This is a genomic window from Pedobacter sp. MC2016-14, assembly GCF_020991475.1.
Lineage (GTDB): Bacteria > Bacteroidota > Bacteroidia > Sphingobacteriales > Sphingobacteriaceae > Pedobacter.
Genome location: NZ_JAJMPA010000003.1, coordinates 320,073 through 337,124, shown reverse-complemented (window position 1 = coordinate 337,124; position 17,052 = coordinate 320,073). Strand labels below are relative to the sequence as shown.

The following is a 17,052-nucleotide window of genomic DNA, read 5'->3' as shown; positions in this document are numbered from 1 at the left end:
ATCTCATGAATAAATTATCATTGCTTTTCATAACCGCCATTGCGGTATTCATTACTGGATGCTCTTCCAGACAAGCACCAAAATTTGGCAAAGACCTTTTGCACCTGGATGATTTTGGATTAAATATAGATGTAGAAACTTTTTTTGGAGACGAAACACTCTTTAGAAGCAATGATGACTATATGTTAAAAGCGGAAGAAAGTGCCATTAGAATTGGTGATACAGATTCTGTACTAAAATATGTGAGGTACAGTGTTATAGCCTCCCCTGGCGCTGATACCTTAGCTCGATACAAAGATTTCTATTTTGGAGAACTTGAAGTGGTTATGGATTTTGATGATAAAGAAACCTTTATGGTGGCGGTGTCTGAAGAAAACTTTAGTCCTGGTAAAGTGGATTCTTTGATCCAACAAATTTCTGAGGAGTATGGCAGTTTGCTTCCCCACCCGACCGGAGATGAGCCAAGATATGTTACCTACAGCTGGAAAAAAGGAGATCAGTTGGCCAGATTGGTTTTGAATGTAGACAACCCTGGTCAGTACAGTAATGACAACGAGCCTAAACCAGATGCCTATAAGCTGTTTTCTGATGCTTATCATAAAGAACAGGCCATAACCGTAAACCTTTTCATCACTAAGCCTAAGTTTGACCATTACCTTAAAGAAGCTTCGTCTATAAGTGGCTTAATGACGAGATATCGATAATGAAATTTAGAGCGTCTGCATACATCATAGGCTTTTCCCTCCTTATTATGCTAGCTTCCTGTGATAAAAAGCGTGTTGCCCAAACGTCTTTTTATTACTGGAAAACAGTTTATCAGGACAATGCAACAGCGCAACAGTATTTTAAGGCGTTACAATGTAAAAAGCTTTATGTACGTATGATGGATGTAGATGCTGGCGAAAATGGACCGGTGCCGATATCACCCATCACATTTAAAACTACGCTGCCAGATTCGGTGGAAATGATCCCTGTAGTGTTTATTGTAAACAATGTCCTGAAAAATCAAAGCCACCATCAGCTGGATTATCTTGCGGACAAAATCATTTATTATGTAAATGGAAAAATAAGGCAAGCTGGCAAAAGCTCATTTAAGGAGTTACAGATAGATTGTGACTGGACGCGCAGCACACGTGACAATTACTTTTACTTATTGAATCGCATTAAGGCAAATAAAAGCCTAAAGAACAAAGTCTTATCAGCCACACTTCGCCTCCATCAACTCAAAAACATTAAAGTTAATGGTATTCCACCCGTAACCCGGGTGATGCTGATGTGTTACAATATGGGTAATCTGCGAAAATATGGTACACAAAATTCTATACTGGACCAGACTGAACTGGAAAAGTACATGGGAAAAAACCTAAGCAGCTACCCCAAACAGGTGGATGTAGGGCTGCCGCTGTTTAGCTGGGCGGTTGTGTTTAGACAAAAACAGTATGCAGGTATAGCTAAGGGACTCCATAGAAACTTGCTGAATAATCAACAATCATTTAAAGCTTTAAGTCATCATTTCTATTTACTGCTGCATGATTTGCCTGATCATGGGCTAAAACGTGGAGATGAAATAAGATGGGAAGATGTATCTACAGTACAACTGAACACCGCCGCTACATACATTGAAAAATACCTCAAAGCAGATACTGTAAATGTTATTTATTTTCACCTTGATGAGCTGACACTCAAACAACATACCTATGAAAACCTCGAAAAAACTACTGCTTTATTTCGCTAGCCTGGCAGCATGCATTTTATTGGGCACCTCTATCATCATAGCCTGTGCTGACGAAGGCGATCCTTATGATTACTATACGTTCTTTTTTCACAACGATGTACAGGGAAAAAAGGATTATAGTCCCTTTTATTTTACAGACTATCATTTTACCTACTCTGATGAAGAGCCTGCCAGTGAAGCAGCTATAAATGCAAAGGAATGGGTTGGTTACCTGGGCGCCGGCGTTAAAGCTGGCGAGGTGGAAAAAATCATGTATCACCTGGACAGCGCAGGCAAAGATGGCCTTTACAATTACCTGGAGCAAGACGCACCAGCACCCGATAGTGTATCAGGAAATGCATTTATACAAAGTTTAAAGGAGCCTGAACGTGAGGATGCAAGGAAATATTATCAATTTGCGTTACGAGCGGAGCGCCTGGGACAGGTAAGTGATAATTACTGGGAACCTGCCCCTTTGGATACCTCAGGCTTAATAGAGGCATCAGAAGAAGCTTTACACCTGGGCGAGGAACAAAAAGACAATTACTTAAAACTGAGGTACTATTATCAGGCACAAAAGCTAAACCATTATGCGGCAAAGTATAAAGAGGCACAAAATGTTTACGACGATTTTATAACGCCGATCAAATCTGATAGCCACGTAAAGGGTTGGGCCCTGGCGCTTAAAGCTGGGGAGGCGCGCCGTTTGGGTGATACCACAAATGCGGCTTTTTTATTCTCGAAAGTATTTGCCAATTATCCTGAACGCAGGTTGCAGGCCTACCGCAATTACCATTACATTGATGCTCCATTTGACGATGTATTAAAGCTTGCCAGCACGCCTAAAGAGAAAGCGAACTTATATGCCATAAGGGGTTTTGGCAATATGGACCTGGAGACTGAAGATTTGGAAAAGGTATATGAATATGCGCCATCATCGCAAATGGTAGGCACACTGCTGGTTAGGGAAATTAACAAGCTGGAGCAAGGCTACCTTAACCTGGCTTTGGACAACAATAGCGATGAATTTTACCGCAAGCAGTTAAATACTGAAGTGACCGCGATAGGCCCCCTGGAACCTACAGGCCAATGGCTGTTATGGCCAAGTGTACTGGTATTAGTGGCTGGTTTGGGTATGGTGGTATTTATTTTTAAAAAACAGCCTGAAAAAAGAAACCTAAAAATTGCTGGTTTTGTAATCACCGCTATCGGTGTTGCTGGTTTAATTGGATATGGCATGAGCCAGTTTAGCGGTAAGCCTGGTTCTGTAGGTAAACTGGAGAAAGCTGGCTTTTTTGTAGCCCTGCCTGATAGTGTGAAAAACACCTACGACAACCACATTGAAAAGTTGAGGGGATTTTGCACTAAATTGGCTGAGGATGCCAATTACCCGGAGCCACAGATTGGTACTATTGCGAATGCCTATTTGAGTTTTATGCAAAACCAGCCGGCGCAAGGGTTGAAGGATCTTGAAAAACTTAATACGAAAACACTGCCGGAGAAACTCAACGACCAGAAGCAAATTGTACAGCTCTTGTTATCTGCCCAAAATATGAAACAAGTGAAGGCTGTAGATGAGGCGGCACTGCTTCCTGGACTAAAATGGTTGCGTGGTAAATCGATAGCAGAGGGTAAAACAAAACGGGATGTATATCCTGCCACTGCGGATAATGTAAAGTATTTTGCGATTACAGAGCGTAATTTCTATACTTATGTACTTGCACCTGCGTATTTACGTCAGGGTGATACCTCAAAAGCGGCCCTGGCCCTACTGTGCAGTCAGAATGATTACGAATCGGAATACAGGTTAAGTATCTTTAAGCAGGCGCCTGATTTCTGGTACACGCAATTACATGCTGCAGCACTGAATCAGATTATCGGTTTGAAGACTCAGCGCCCGGCGGATGCTTACCTGGCATTTTTAAGTGACGGACTAAAGAAAATAAACTCATCTACGCTTTATGAGCTACTGGGTACCGTATTGTTGCGCGAACACCGTTATCAGGATGCAGAGCAGGCTTTCATTACTTACAAAGCGAAATCAGCTAAAGGTCCGGCAAATGATTTGTATATATCTAGCGGGAACCCATTTGTGGCCGACATCAACGATTATCCGAATTCGAACGGCAAAGGCATCAGCAAACTGCAGTTCGCGGAGAAAATGGCCGTGCTGGAACGAAAGTTAAAAACCAATCCTAAAGACGCAGAAGCGTACTTCCAAATGGCTAATGGCTTATACAACACCTCTACCTACAGCAATTCCTGGAATTTTATTTCCTATAACTGGTCTACGCTTGATTTTGGTCGCAGTTTGCTCTATGATTACGACAAGGATTACATTGAGGCGGCTACCGCAGAGCAATATTACTTAAAGGCGCGCGATTTTAGCGATGACGATGATTTTAAAGCTAAATGTACCTTTATGGCTGCGAAATGCAAGCAAAAGCAAAATGTGGCGCCTACTTACGAGGATTATAATGACTATACTGAACGCGAAAAAGCTTATCTGAAAATGCTTAAGGAAAACAGCTACTTTAAAGAGCTGAAAAGCTATAAGCACACAGCCTTTTATAGAAAAGCGGTTGCCGAGTGCAGTTACTTAAGTGATTTTATTGCCGGGAAATAGTCTGTTTTGTTCCAAAGCGCTGCTGCTGCAACCTGTCATATTCTTTAACATATTCTGGGTGTTCAAGCGTTCATAAAATAACCTAAGCGGTGATCAAGCAAATGCGAAAGTAGAGAATACTTTTTCAACTCATTCCCAAAAAAAGAAAAAAAATTCTTTCTTCTTTAAAGTTATTTTCTACCTTCACCTAAACTTTAGGGGTGCCTTGTGCTGAGAAATACCCTTTGAACCTGATGCAGTTAGTACTGCCGAAGGGAAAAGTAAAGCAACATCCCTGTTGCTTACCAATCCTCTAACGGGTCTGCTCCTATTGTTTTAAATTTTAAACAGAATGGAGATTACCGTAAATCAACAAGTTTATTCAGTTCCGGAATCATGTGTTTTACAACACGTACTGGACGGCGTTCTTGCGCTGCCTTTAAAAGGTATTGCCATAGCAGTTAACCAGGAAATCATTTCCAGGCAAAATTGGGAAAGCCATGTACTCCAACATCTGGATAACCTCACGATCATCAAAGCAACCCAAGGCGGATAACAAAACAACTCAATCATGAAAACAGAAAAAACTCCAGATGGACAAGTCATTAGCCGTACCCCTTTTCCGGCATCACGTAAAGTTTATGTAAAAGGGCAAATTCATAACATTGAAGTTGCCATGCGGGAAGTGAGCCTGAGCGAAACTAAGATACATGGAGGCTTTGGCCTAACTGAACCCAATGCAGCGGTAACCATTTACGACACCAGTGGCCCCTTTACCGACCCCAACATTGAAATAGATGTTAAAAAGGGCCTGCCTAGATTACGGGAACAATGGATAAATGACCGCAATGATGTGCTGCAGCTGGAAGGAATTAGCTCCGACTACGGAAATCTGCGGGCCCAGGATGAAAAGTTGAATACTTTGAGGTTTGCCCACATCAACAAACCCTACAGGGCTAAACCGGGCATGAACGTATCGCAAATGCACTATGCCCGAAAAGGGATCATTACACCGGAAATGGAATACATTGCCATCCGCGAAAACCAGCGCATTGACTTGCTAAAAGAACAATTGGAAGGGCAATATGAGGTGATGGCGCATCAGCATCCAGGACATAGTTTTGGGGCCAACACACCCAAAGGATACATTACCGCAGAATTTGTACGCGAGGAAGTAGCCTGCGGACGGGCGGTCATTCCATCAAACATTAACCACCCGGAAAGTGAACCGATGATTATTGGACGCAATTTTCTGGTTAAGATCAACGCTAATATTGGCAACTCTGCCGTTACCTCCAGTATTGAAGAAGAGGTAGAAAAAACGGTATGGGCCTGTCGTTGGGGTGCAGATACCATAATGGACCTGTCTACAGGCAAAAACATACACGAAACCCGTGAATGGGTGATCCGCAATTCGCCTGTGCCGATTGGTACGGTACCCATTTATCAGGCCCTGGAAAAAGTAAACGGTAAGGCAGAAGATCTTACCTGGGAACTTTTTAGGGATACACTGATAGAGCAGGCTGAACAAGGGGTAGATTATTTTACCATCCATGCGGGCGTACTGTTGCGTTATGTCCCCCTAACCGCCAAACGCATTACAGGTATTGTATCTCGCGGTGGTTCTATTATGGCCAAGTGGTGTTTGGCGCACCATAAAGAGAATTTTTTATATACCCATTTTGAAGAAATTTGCGAAATCATGAAAGCCTATGATGTGGCATTTTCTTTAGGGGATGGATTGAGACCCGGTTGTATTGCAGATGCAAACGATGCAGCGCAATTTGGCGAACTGGAAACGCTGGGCGAGCTGACAAAAATTGCCTGGAAGCACGATGTGCAGACCATTATTGAAGGGCCAGGCCATATCCCCATGCACATGATTAAAGAAAATATGGACAAGCAGCTGGCACACTGTGGTGAAGCTCCATTTTACACCCTTGGGCCATTAACTACAGATATTGCACCTGGGTACGATCACATTACCTCTGCCATTGGTGCTGCCATGATTGGCTGGTTTGGTACAGCCATGCTTTGCTACGTAACGCCTAAAGAGCACCTTGGTTTGCCCAATAAAAAGGACGTGAAAGATGGTGTAATTACCTATAAAATTGCCGCACATGCCGCAGATTTGGCAAAAGGCCATCCTGGTGCGCAATACCGCGATAACGCCTTGAGCAAGGCACGTTTTGAGTTCAGGTGGGAAGACCAGTTTAACCTGTCACTTGATCCGGATACAGCCAGGGAATTTCATGATGAAACCTTACCTGCCGATGGCGCCAAGATTGCACACTTTTGTTCGATGTGCGGGCCTAATTTCTGCTCGATGAAGATTACCCAGGACGTACGCGAATATGCAAAGCACAACGGTATGGGCGAAACTGACGCAATATCTAAGGGCATGGAAGAAAAATCTAGGGAGTTTTTACAAAAAGGTAGCGAGATTTATTTATAGTATGGAACTGATTGTCATTTCAAGCCCGACTGCGATTGCTGATGAGGGAGAGCACATCAATACCTTGTTTAAGGCGGGCTTGAAATGTTTTCATCTCCGTAAACCTGAAAGTGATGTACAATCGGTACGGCAACTCCTCAATGAGATTGATGTACAGTTTCATGAATGGATCTCGCTACATCAATTTCATGGGCTCGCCGCTGATTACGGTCTTAAAAGATTGCATTTTCCAGAGGCTTTGCGGAACGCCTTGACTGAACAGGAAATACAGTTAAAATTGAAGGGTGGTTATATATTAAGCACCTCAGTCCATGATGTTTCAAAATTGCCTTCATTGCTAAACTTTGACTACGTTTTTTATGGGCCGGTATTTAACAGCATCTCAAAAACAGGCTATAAAAGCACAGTAGCTACTGATTTTAAATTGGAAAAGGTCATGGCCAAACCTAAGGTAATTGCGATTGGTGGCGTTGAAGTTTCCAAATTAAAGCTGATCCAAAAAATGGGATTTGATGGAGCTGCAGTATTAGGAACGCTTTGGAAAGACCCGGAAAAAACGCTGTCAAATTTTAATGAACTAAAAAATAATCTACCCAAACATGATCATCGATAAACTACACTATATCTCACAGCAAGCTGAAGACGGATCGCACATTAGTGCCATCAATGAAGCTTTGAAGGCGGGTTGCAAATGGATCCAGCTTAGGATCAAAAACCAACCCGCGGATGTGATACTGGAACAGGCAATAGCCGCTAAAAAATTATGCCTGAGGTATGGCGCCAAATTGATTGTTAACGACCATCCTGAGCTAGCGTTAAAAGCCGGCGCTGATGGTGTTCATTTGGGTTTGCTGGATATGCCTGTTGCTGAAGCTAAGCGTATGATAGGTCATCAAAAAATGATAATAGGTGGAACAGCCAACACCTTTCAGCATATCCTGCAAAGGGCAAGTGAAGGGGTAGATTATATAGGCTGCGGCCCCTACCGCTTTACCACTACCAAAGAAAATCTGAGTCCCATTTTAGGACTGGAAGGACTTAAGGCCATAGTTGCCGCCATGCATAGGGCAAACATTCGTATTCCAGTTATCGGAATTGGCGGTGTATTACCAGAAGATATTTCCTTACTGATGGCTGCGGGCTTACACGGGGTAGCGATGTCTGGCGCCATTACCGGCTCAGCAGACATCAAAACTATAGTTGATGATAGCTATCATACGTTGAATGCAACCTTAATAATTGAACCTATTTAAATGAAAAATGATGCTTACCATAGCCGATAAAACTTTTAGCTCACGTTTGTTTACCGGAACGGGAAAATTCAGTTCTTCTGTTTTAATGGAAGATGCACTTTTGGCTTCTGGATCTGAACTGGTAACTGTAGCCTTGAAACGCGTAGATCTTAAACACAACGATCAGGACGATCTGTTGATGCGACTTAAATACCCGCATATGAACCTTTTACCCAACACCTCTGGTGTACGCAATGCCAAAGAAGCTATTTTTGCCGCTCAGCTGGCGAGGGAGGCCCTGGAAACCAATTGGATAAAACTGGAAATCCATCCAGACCCTAAGTATTTAATGCCCGATGCTATAGAAACACTGAACGCCACGGAACAACTGGCTAAAATGGGTTTTATTGTATTGCCATACATCCACGCTGATCCGGTGCTTTGCAAACGGCTTGAAGATGCGGGAACCTCGGCAGTAATGCCATTAGGATCACCAATAGGCAGCAACAAAGGGTTAAAAACCATTGATTTTCTGGAGATCATCATTAGCCAAAGCAAAGTTCCGGTGATTGTTGACGCTGGAATTGGCTCGCCCTCTGATGCGGCCTGGGCCATGGAAATTGGGGCGGATGCAGTGCTGGTGAATACCGCCATTGCCGTATCTGGTAACCCAGTACAGATGGCTGAAGCATTTAAATTGGCGGTATTGGCCGGTAGAATTGCGTACGAAGCGAAACTTGCTTTGCCGGTAGCCCACGCGATGGCAAGCAGCCCCCTAACCTCTTTTTTAGATGAATAGTTTTAAAGACCTTTTTGAAACCTATAACTGGGACCAGACCAAAGCGAGCATTTATGCCAAAACTACTGAGGATGTAGAAAGGGCACTGGCCAGCGGCAACCGGACTTTAGAAGATTTTAAAGCCCTGGTGTCCCCTGCCGCCTCTGGATATCTTGAACAAATGGCGGCCATTAGTCAGCAATTAACGATGAAGCGCTTTGGCAAAGTGATACAGATGTATATTCCGCTTTACCTGTCTAACGAATGCAAAAACATTTGCACCTACTGTGGTTTTAGCTTTGACAACAAAGTGAAACGCAAAACACTCTCGCCTATGGAGATTATGCAGGAGGTTGCCGTTATTAAGGAGATGGGCTATGACCACGTACTTTTGGTAACCGGGGAGGATAACGAAACTGTAAATGTAGATTACTTTAAAAAGGTGATTGAATTGATCCGTCCGCATTTTGCGCACATTTCCATTGAAGTACAGCCACTTGATGTAGCAGATTATCAACAGTTAACACCTTATGGCTTAAATACGGTACTGGTTTATCAGGAAACTTATCATAAGGATGACTATAAAAAGCACCATCCTAAAGGAAAAAAATCGAACTTCCAATACCGCATTGAAACCCCCGACCGTCTGGGGCAGGCTGGAGTGCATAAAATGGGTTTGGGGGTATTGATTGGCCTTGAAGATTGGCGTACGGATTGTTTTTTTACGGCTTTGCACCTGAATTATCTGGAGAGAAATTACTGGCAAACAAAATATAGCCTTTCCTTTCCGCGTTTGAGGCCATTTAGCGGCGGACTAACGCCAAAAGTAGAAATGAGCGACCGTGAACTGGTACAATTGATTTGTGCCTACAGGATCTTTAACCAGGAGGTTGAACTCTCCATATCTACAAGAGAATCGGAAAATTTCAGGAACCACATCATTAAGCTGGGCATCACCAATATCAGCGCAGCTTCGAAGACGAATCCGGGAGGCTATGCAGTTGAACCCGAGTCGCTGGAACAGTTTGAGATCAGTGATGAACGCAGTCCCCAGCAGATTGCACAGCTCATCAGGTCACAGGGATATGAGCCCGTTTGGAAAGACTGGGACAATTGCTTAGCACAGTAGATATGTTAATTGAGGAAGAATTAAAGCGTTACAGCAGGCAGATTATCCTGCCGGAGATTGGCATCAGCGGACAAGAAAAATTAAAGAATGCCAAAGTACTGATGATTGGTGCTGGTGGTCTGGGCTGTCCGGTTTTACAATACCTGGCAGCTGCCGGGCTTGGTGAGCTCGGCATTGTAGATGATGATGTTGTAGACATCAGCAACTTGCACCGGCAAATTCTTTACAATGGGAATGACATTGGACTATCGAAAGCAGTGGTAGCCAGGGAAAAACTTCGACTGCTTAATCCGAATATTTTAATTACGGCCTATGCTGTACGTATTACGGATGAAAATGCAGGAAGTATTTTGAAGGGCTATGATCTGGTTATAGATGGCACTGACAATTTTGAAACGCGCTATCTGGTGAACGATACCTGCGTATCCTTAAAAAAACCGCTCGTATTTGGCTCGATATTTAAGTTTGAAGGTCATGTATCCGTTTTTAATCTGGAGAATGGGCCCAATTATAGAGACTTTTTCCCGGAAGCACCGCCAGCTGATGAAGTACCCAATTGCGGGGAGATTGGTGTATTGGGAGTTCTGCCAGGTATTATAGGGACTTATATGGCTAATGAGGCCATTAAGGTGATTTGCGGTATCGGCGAAACGCTATCAGGTAAGTTATTGACCATAGACGCACTAAACAATTCTACAAATATTTTCAAGATCAGTAAAGAGGTAAAGCCAAGCACTCCCGTTTTGCCCCCTCCTATTAAAGAGATGAGCATGGACGAACTTCAAATATTATTAGTTGAACGGCCAAATGAGACCTATCTTGTTGATGTACGTGAAGCCTATGAATTTGAAGAGTATAATATCGGTGGCACGAATATCTCATTGTATGAACTAACTGACCACCTTAAAGCATTGCCACAAGATAAAAAACTGGTGTTCTGTTGCCAGACAGGCCACCGCAGTATAATGGCGATAAGGCTTTTGGAGCCTTTGTTTAAAGGAGAAATGTACAGTTTAAAAAACGGATTGAACTAATGGACAACTTCAGCTACCCGATTGTACTTAGCATAGCCGGATCTGACAGTGGTGGTGGAGCGGGTATACAGGCCGACATAAAAACGATAAGTGCGTTAGGCTGTTTTGCTACCACTGCCATTACAGCTGTTACTGTACAGAATACACTGGGCCTAAGCGCAATCCATCCCATTCCGGTTGATTTTGTGAAGGCACAAATCAAAGCTGTGATGGATGATCTCCGTCCATCGGCCATTAAAATTGGCATGGTACATAGCGCGGAACTGGCCATCGGCATTGCCGAAGCCTTAAATGAATATCAACATGTGCCAGTGGTATTTGACCCGGTGATGGTGGCGAGCAGTGGTGATAGCTTAGTTGAAAGTGGCACGATAGCCACATTTAAACACTATTTATTTCCTTTGACCCAGCTGCTTACGCCAAATTTAGATGAGGCTGCCCTTCTAGCCCAAATGGATATTGAGCATGTGGAAGACATGAAAAATGCAGCTGTTAAGATTTTAATGTCTGGTGTTAATGCTGTACTCATCAAAGGTGGACATTTAAAAGGTTCTGAGTTGATTGATATTTACAGAGATAAAGATGGCAATGAAAGAACGTTTAGCTCAACAGCAATCGAGAGCCTTAATACTCACGGCACAGGATGCAGTTTGTCTTCCGCAATAGCCTCTTACGTTGCTTTGGGACATGATATGGAAGCAGCCATTGCCAAGGCGAAGACTTATGTTCACCAGGCAATTTATCAGGGCATTGATGTCAAAACAGGAAAGGGACATGGCCCACTGAACCACTTCTTTGACCCAAAAAAATTAGTTAAAAAAAAGAATTTTTCCTGACTTTTCTGGCTCGTAATTTAAATACAGCAGGCTAAGTTAAATATGGGTTCCTCAATAAATATTATCAATTATATCAGCTAATTACAAAAGCTTATATCGATATTTAAGGCATTACCATCTTTAAGAAAAAACCAATGAATAAAGAAGAGTTATCACATGAGGCCATCACTGAACTGGATGCCTACTGGCGTGCATCAAACTACTTAGCTGTTGGACAGATTTATCTTCGTGCGAACCCACTATTGAGAGAATCTTTGAAGCCAGCTCATATCAAACAGGTTTTACTGGGACATTGGGGAACTACCCCTGGCCAAAACTTCATTTACACCCATTTGAACAGGCTTATTAAAAAGTATGAGCTAAACATGTTTTATATCTCCGGACCGGGCCATGGTGGACCGGCAATGGTTGCCCAAACCTATCTTGAGGGAACATATTCTGAAATCTATCCTGAAATATCACAGGATATAACCGGAATGACCAAATTATTCAAACAGTTCTCCTTTCCAGGGGGAATTCCCAGCCATGTATCTCCGGAATGTCCCGGCTCAATGCATGAAGGAGGAGAACTGGGTTACTCTCTTAGTCATGCTTTCGGTGCTGTTTTTGACAATCCAGACCTCATTGTTTCCTGTGTTGTAGGAGACGGCGAAGCGGAGACCGGCCCATTGGCTACAGCATGGCACTCCAATAAATTTCTTAATCCACTTACTGATGGCGTTGTTTTACCAATCTTACACTTAAATGGTTACAAGATTGCCAACCCCACTGTTCTGGCTAGAATACCTGAAGAGGAATTGATGAGCCTCTTTAAGGGGTATGGTTGGAAACCCTACCTGATTTCTGGTGATGAGCCCTTTGCAATGCATCGCCAAATGGCTGATCTTTTAGAACAGGTCATTGCAGACATCAGCGCCATTAAGGAGCAGGCAAAAAACGAAAATACAAGTCGCCCTTGCTGGCCAATGATTATTTTACGTACCCCTAAAGGATGGACTGGGCCTAAAATGGTTGATGGTCATCCGGTAGAAGGCTCTTTCCGGGCCCATCAGGTACCCATTTCAGACCCTGCACAGTCTCCTCAGCACCTTAAGGAACTGGAGGAATGGTTACGCAGCTACCGGCCAGAAGAGCTATTTGATGAAAATGGAAAACTATTGCCTGCACTGGCAGATTTGGCCCCTAAAAAGGAAAAAAGAATGGGCGCCAATCCGCATACCAATGGTGGCCTTTTACTTCAGGATTTGATTATGCCTGACTTTCGGAAATACGGCATAGAATTACCAATCAAAGGGACTACAGGTCCGGGTGATACCTTGATTCTTGGTAGCTTTATTAGAGATGTGATCCGACTGAATATGGACTCCAGAAATTTTAGACTGTTTGGCCCGGACGAAACCCTCTCTAATAAATTAAATGCCGTTTTTGAAGTTACCAACCGGCAATGGAACGCAATAACTGAAGGTAATGATGAGCTTTTGAATAAAGATGGAAGAGTGCTGGAAATGCTTAGTGAACACCAGTGTGAAGGCTGGTTGGAAGGTTATTTATTGACCGGGAGACACGGCTTGTTCAACTGTTATGAGGCTTTTATACATATTATTGATTCTATGTTTAACCAGCACGCTAAATGGTTAAAGGTAACTGCGGGCATCCCCTGGCGCCGAAAACTGGCATCATTAAACATATTGCTGGCTTCACACGTATGGCGACAGGATCATAATGGCTTTACACACCAGGACCCTGGTTTTATTGACCATGTGGTGAATAAAAAAGCCTCAGTTGTACGTGTTTATCTGCCACCAGATGCAAATTGCCTTTTATCGGTCATGGATCATTGCTTGCGGAGCCGCCATTATGTTAATGTTGTTGTTGCCGGAAAACACCCTTCGCCACAATGGCTTTCTATTGAGGAGGCAGCAATTCATTGTACAAAAGGAATTGGTATATGGCCTTGGGCAAGTAATGATGCGGGACATGAACCTGACCTGGTTATGGCTTGTGCTGGTGATGTGCCTACCCTGGAAACTCTTGCTGCTGTAAACATTCTGCATAGTCATTTACCAGATCTTAAAATAAGGGTTGTTAATGTGGTTGACTTGATGAAACTTCAACCAGAAGCAGAACATCCGCATGGCTTGAATGATGATGATTTTGATGCCCTGTTCACTAAAAACAAACCTGTTATTTTTGCCTTTCATGCTTACCCATGGCTTATCCATAGGCTTACCTACCGACGTTTCAATCATGCTAATATACATGTACGTGGTTACAAAGAGGAAGGTACGATTACTACGCCATTTGATATGACGGTATTAAACGAAATGGACAGGTTCCACCTGGTACTTGATGCACTTAAACGCTTGCCACAACTGGGTGGAACAACTGCCTATTTAAAGCAGGAAATGGAAGACCGGCTGATTAGGCATAAATTATTTATATGTGAAAATGGCGTTGACATGCCTGAGATTGTAAATTGGAAATGGGATTGAGTATTAAAGATATGAACTGGATATATGTGTTTATTGGTGGTTTGTTTGAGGTAGCATTTACCTTTTGCTTAGGTAAGATGAAAGAAACCAGCGGTACTGCCTCCTACTGGTGGTTTGCGTTATTTATAATTTCGCTGTTTGCAAGTATGGCTTTATTGATGAAAGCAACGCAAACCCTACCTATTGGTACTGCCTATGCAGTTTGGACTGGGATTGGTGCAGTAGGAACGGTTGCCATGGGGATCTTTGTGTTCAATGAGCCCGCAAGCTTTCTAAGACTGCTATTTATAGCTACATTAATTGGTTCTATTATAGGCTTAAAAATAGTGTCACATTAATTATTTGCCTTAATTTGGTTCTGAAGGCAAGCCTGATACCAGGCTAGCTTACTATAGCTAGCCTGGTTCTTGTTAATCTAACAATTCTTTTAATTTGGTTTTAAGTGCTGCCCCTCGCAGGTTTTTGGCGATAATCTTTCCATCCGGGCTGATTAGAAAATTCTGTGGAATCGCCTCCACTGAGTATAGCTTGGCCGCTGTATTTTCATATTTTAAGTCTGAAACCTGGGGCCAGGTTAAACCATCATCATGTATGGCTTTTAACCATTTCTCTTTAGCACCCTCGTGATCTAGCGACACGCTCAATATCATAAAATTCTTGCGCTTATAAGTGGCAAAAGCATCAATTAGGTACGGGCTTTCTGCCCTGCAGGGCGGACACCAACTGGCCCAAAAATCCAGTAACACATATTTTCCTTTAAAACTATGTAAGGAAACAAGATTAGAGGCCGTATCGGGCATGGTAAAATCCGGAGCCTCCGCACCAATCGCTGATTTTTTTAAAGCATTTATCTTTGTTGCATAGGTCATTCCACTCGTTGATGTACGAACGCTTTCGGACAATGAATTGAATGGAGACTCAATTTCTGCCAAATCTGGTATGCTCCCACCTAATTCTTTCAATGCCTTTAAGCTAATCAAAGAACCTGGATGTGTTTTAATAAATTCTTTGTAGATCTGCTTCTTTTGACGCTCCAGGAGCTGTGTTCTCTTTTCGAAGCTACTGGTGAAAACCGTTGATTTTTTGGACGTACTGGATGCATTTTCATATGCTTTATTTTCCGCTGTTATTTTAGTTTCAATAGGCTTAATCACAGCATTCAACTCCGCTTCATCCCTGTTAAGTGATCCACCTGTAACTTTTGCATTTTCTATAACATCGGGACTGACGATAGTTATTTTTTTTGCATCTGTGTAGAAGCTGATGAATTTACCATCCTTTGTGCTTTCCCTGCCAGATTTACTGACGCTTAAATAAACAACTGTCTCCGTCTTTTTACTTGTTTTTGTAAACGTAAATCTACCCTGTTTGATATTGGCTGAATCCGTAACAATCTTACCATCCTTTTCGTACATCAGGTAGGCTTTGGCTGGCGAAGACAGGGTTCCAATTTTCCCCTCTATGGTATAATTAACGGTTTGTGCCATCAACACAACCGGAAGGCTCAATTGTAAAAAAAGCAACATTGTCCTAATTTTAATCATCTTATCTGTATTTTAAATGTCGGCTCCTGAATTTGCTAAAGGAGCCGACATACTCGTGTTAATTGTTATATATTTCCTTCAACTTTTTGTCCAAGTCCTCGCCGCGAAGATTTATACCGACAATATTCCCTTCGGGATTAACCAGGTAATTCTGTGGTACTGCCTGTACTACATATAATTTGGCAACCTGATTACCCCAGCCTTTTAAGTCTGAGACATGTGTCCAGTCCAACCCATCGTCCTTTATAGCTTTAAGCCATTGCTCCCTGCCATTGGCAAAATCCAGAGACACGCCTAAAACGGTAAAACCTTTTGATTTATAGGTATGGTAGGCTTTAACGACATTTGGATTTTCGGCGCGACAGGGTCCGCACCAACTCGCCCAGAAATCAATCAAAACGTATTTTCCCTTAAAATCATGTAGCGATATCAGCTTTCCTGATGGATCTGTTTGTGAAAAATCTGGTGCAACAACACCTATTTTCATGCTTTTCTGTGTTGCAATCACCTTCCCAAATTCAAGCCCAGCATTACTGGAACGAACATTCTTCCCCAGAGCATTGTAAAGTGAGTCTAGTTCTGTTAAACCAGGGCTTGGGGTAGAATTATATAACATACCGTTACCAAATCCGCCATAAGTCTTTAAGACAAAAAGACTCATTAAAGAATTAGGATTATTTTTCATAAAAGCCAGGAATATTCTACGTTGCTCTTTACCAATTTCCCCAAGCGTTTGTGCGCTTTTTTCGCTAAACATTTTTGATGCTCTTGTTTCCGGGGATGCTGAGAGCAAATCTTTAATGTAATTTGCTGATTGCTCTTCTGTAGATTTTAGTTGAGCTTTAATTCTGAAATAATCCTGATTTAGAACACCAGAAAGCACCTTGGCATTACTGGCAGAGTCTGGACTTGTAATTGTTGTTTTTCCCGGTTCGACATAAAATTTAATCACATAGCGCATGCTTACAGGTTTGTTTGGTGATAGCCCGACTCCTTCGGTATCAATTAATAAATTTGCCGATTCGACTTCGTTTACCCTTCCTGTAAAATTAAAAACTCCGTTTTTTATAGTTGCAGAGTCTGTTGTGCCATCTAACATGAGATAAGCTTTTGCGGGCGGATTGAGCTTGCCAATTTTACCGCTAATGGTATAATTATTATTCTGGGCCACTGTAAACAATGGCAGTGCCATTCCAAGGAGAAAAATGGAAAGTTTGTGATTCTTCATGTATG

The 17,052-nt window shown here is 42.6% G+C and carries 15 protein-coding genes and 1 riboswitch; of the genes, 13 read left to right on the top strand and 2 right to left on the bottom strand.

The genetic code is table 11. From position 1 onward, the window contains the following. Positions 1-5: 5 nt before the first annotated feature. The 13 genes from LPB86_RS16830 to LPB86_RS16770 all read left to right on the top strand — a co-directional run bounded on the left by LPB86_RS16830 (position 6) and on the right by LPB86_RS16770 (position 14,613). Positions 6-704, top strand: coding sequence for a hypothetical protein (locus tag LPB86_RS16830; RefSeq protein ID WP_230646065.1), 699 nt, complete (start codon positions 6-8; stop codon positions 702-704). Continuing rightward, positions 704-1,735: a hypothetical protein gene (locus LPB86_RS16825; RefSeq protein WP_230646063.1), complete on the top strand. Its 1,032-nt coding sequence runs from the start codon at positions 704-706 to the stop codon at positions 1,733-1,735. The genes LPB86_RS16830 and LPB86_RS16825 overlap by 1 nt, the downstream gene beginning before the upstream one ends. After that, a complete protein-coding gene (locus tag LPB86_RS16820) occupies positions 1,698-4,340 on the top strand; it encodes a hypothetical protein (protein ID WP_230646061.1) in 2,643 nt (880 codons plus the stop codon). The genes LPB86_RS16825 and LPB86_RS16820 overlap by 38 nt, the downstream gene beginning before the upstream one ends. A 186-nt stretch (positions 4,341-4,526) precedes the next feature. Then, positions 4,527-4,614: riboswitch (TPP riboswitch) on the top strand. Positions 4,615-4,671: 57 nt separating this feature from the next. After that, positions 4,672-4,875, top strand: a complete 204-nt coding sequence (gene thiS, locus LPB86_RS16815) for a sulfur carrier protein ThiS (RefSeq protein WP_230646059.1) — start codon at positions 4,672-4,674, stop codon at positions 4,873-4,875. Positions 4,876-4,890: 15 nt separating this feature from the next. After that, a complete protein-coding gene (thiC, locus tag LPB86_RS16810) occupies positions 4,891-6,774 on the top strand; it encodes a phosphomethylpyrimidine synthase ThiC (protein WP_230646057.1) in 1,884 nt (627 codons plus the stop codon). 1 nt (position 6,775) lies between these two features. Then, positions 6,776-7,387, top strand: a complete 612-nt coding sequence (locus LPB86_RS16805; RefSeq protein WP_230646055.1) for a thiamine phosphate synthase — start codon at positions 6,776-6,778, stop codon at positions 7,385-7,387. Then, on the top strand, positions 7,374-8,027 hold the full coding sequence (locus LPB86_RS16800) for a thiamine phosphate synthase (RefSeq protein WP_230646053.1): 654 nt from the start codon (positions 7,374-7,376) through the stop codon (positions 8,025-8,027). Before LPB86_RS16805 ends, LPB86_RS16800 begins: the two co-directional genes overlap by 14 nt. Before the next feature lie 10 nt (positions 8,028-8,037). Beyond that, positions 8,038-8,805 (top strand): thiazole synthase, encoded by a 768-nt coding sequence (locus LPB86_RS16795; RefSeq protein ID WP_230692908.1) that lies wholly within the window; start codon positions 8,038-8,040, stop codon positions 8,803-8,805. Continuing rightward, positions 8,798-9,913, top strand: a complete 1,116-nt coding sequence (thiH, locus tag LPB86_RS16790) for a 2-iminoacetate synthase ThiH (protein ID WP_230646051.1) — start codon at positions 8,798-8,800, stop codon at positions 9,911-9,913. Before LPB86_RS16795 ends, thiH begins: the two co-directional genes overlap by 8 nt. Positions 9,914-9,915: 2 nt before the next feature. After that, a complete protein-coding gene (gene moeB / locus LPB86_RS16785) occupies positions 9,916-10,947 on the top strand; it encodes a HesA/MoeB/ThiF family protein (protein WP_230646049.1) in 1,032 nt (343 codons plus the stop codon). Then, positions 10,947-11,783, top strand: coding sequence for a bifunctional hydroxymethylpyrimidine kinase/phosphomethylpyrimidine kinase (gene thiD / locus LPB86_RS16780; RefSeq protein WP_230646047.1), 837 nt, complete (start codon positions 10,947-10,949; stop codon positions 11,781-11,783). Before moeB ends, thiD begins: the two co-directional genes overlap by 1 nt. Positions 11,784-11,917: 134 nt before the next feature. After that, a complete protein-coding gene (locus LPB86_RS16775) occupies positions 11,918-14,275 on the top strand; it encodes a phosphoketolase (RefSeq protein WP_230646045.1) in 2,358 nt (785 codons plus the stop codon). A gap of 11 nt (positions 14,276-14,286) precedes the next feature. After that, positions 14,287-14,613 carry a multidrug efflux SMR transporter gene (locus tag LPB86_RS16770; protein WP_230646043.1) on the top strand — a complete coding sequence of 109 codons (327 nt, stop codon included), beginning with the start codon at positions 14,287-14,289 and terminating at the stop codon, positions 14,611-14,613. A 72-nt stretch (positions 14,614-14,685) separates the two neighbouring features. Here LPB86_RS16770 and LPB86_RS16765 read toward each other — a convergent pair whose 3' ends face one another. Together LPB86_RS16765 and LPB86_RS16760 are read right to left on the bottom strand one after the other, a co-directional pair. Further along, positions 14,686-15,819: a TlpA disulfide reductase family protein gene (locus LPB86_RS16765; RefSeq protein WP_230646041.1), complete on the bottom strand. Its 1,134-nt coding sequence runs from the start codon at positions 15,817-15,819 to the stop codon at positions 14,686-14,688. 58 nt (positions 15,820-15,877) lie between these two features. Further along, complete coding sequence (locus LPB86_RS16760; protein WP_230646039.1) at positions 15,878-17,047, bottom strand: TlpA disulfide reductase family protein; 1,170 nt, start codon at positions 17,045-17,047, stop codon at positions 15,878-15,880. Between the last annotated feature and the right edge of the window lie 5 nt (positions 17,048-17,052).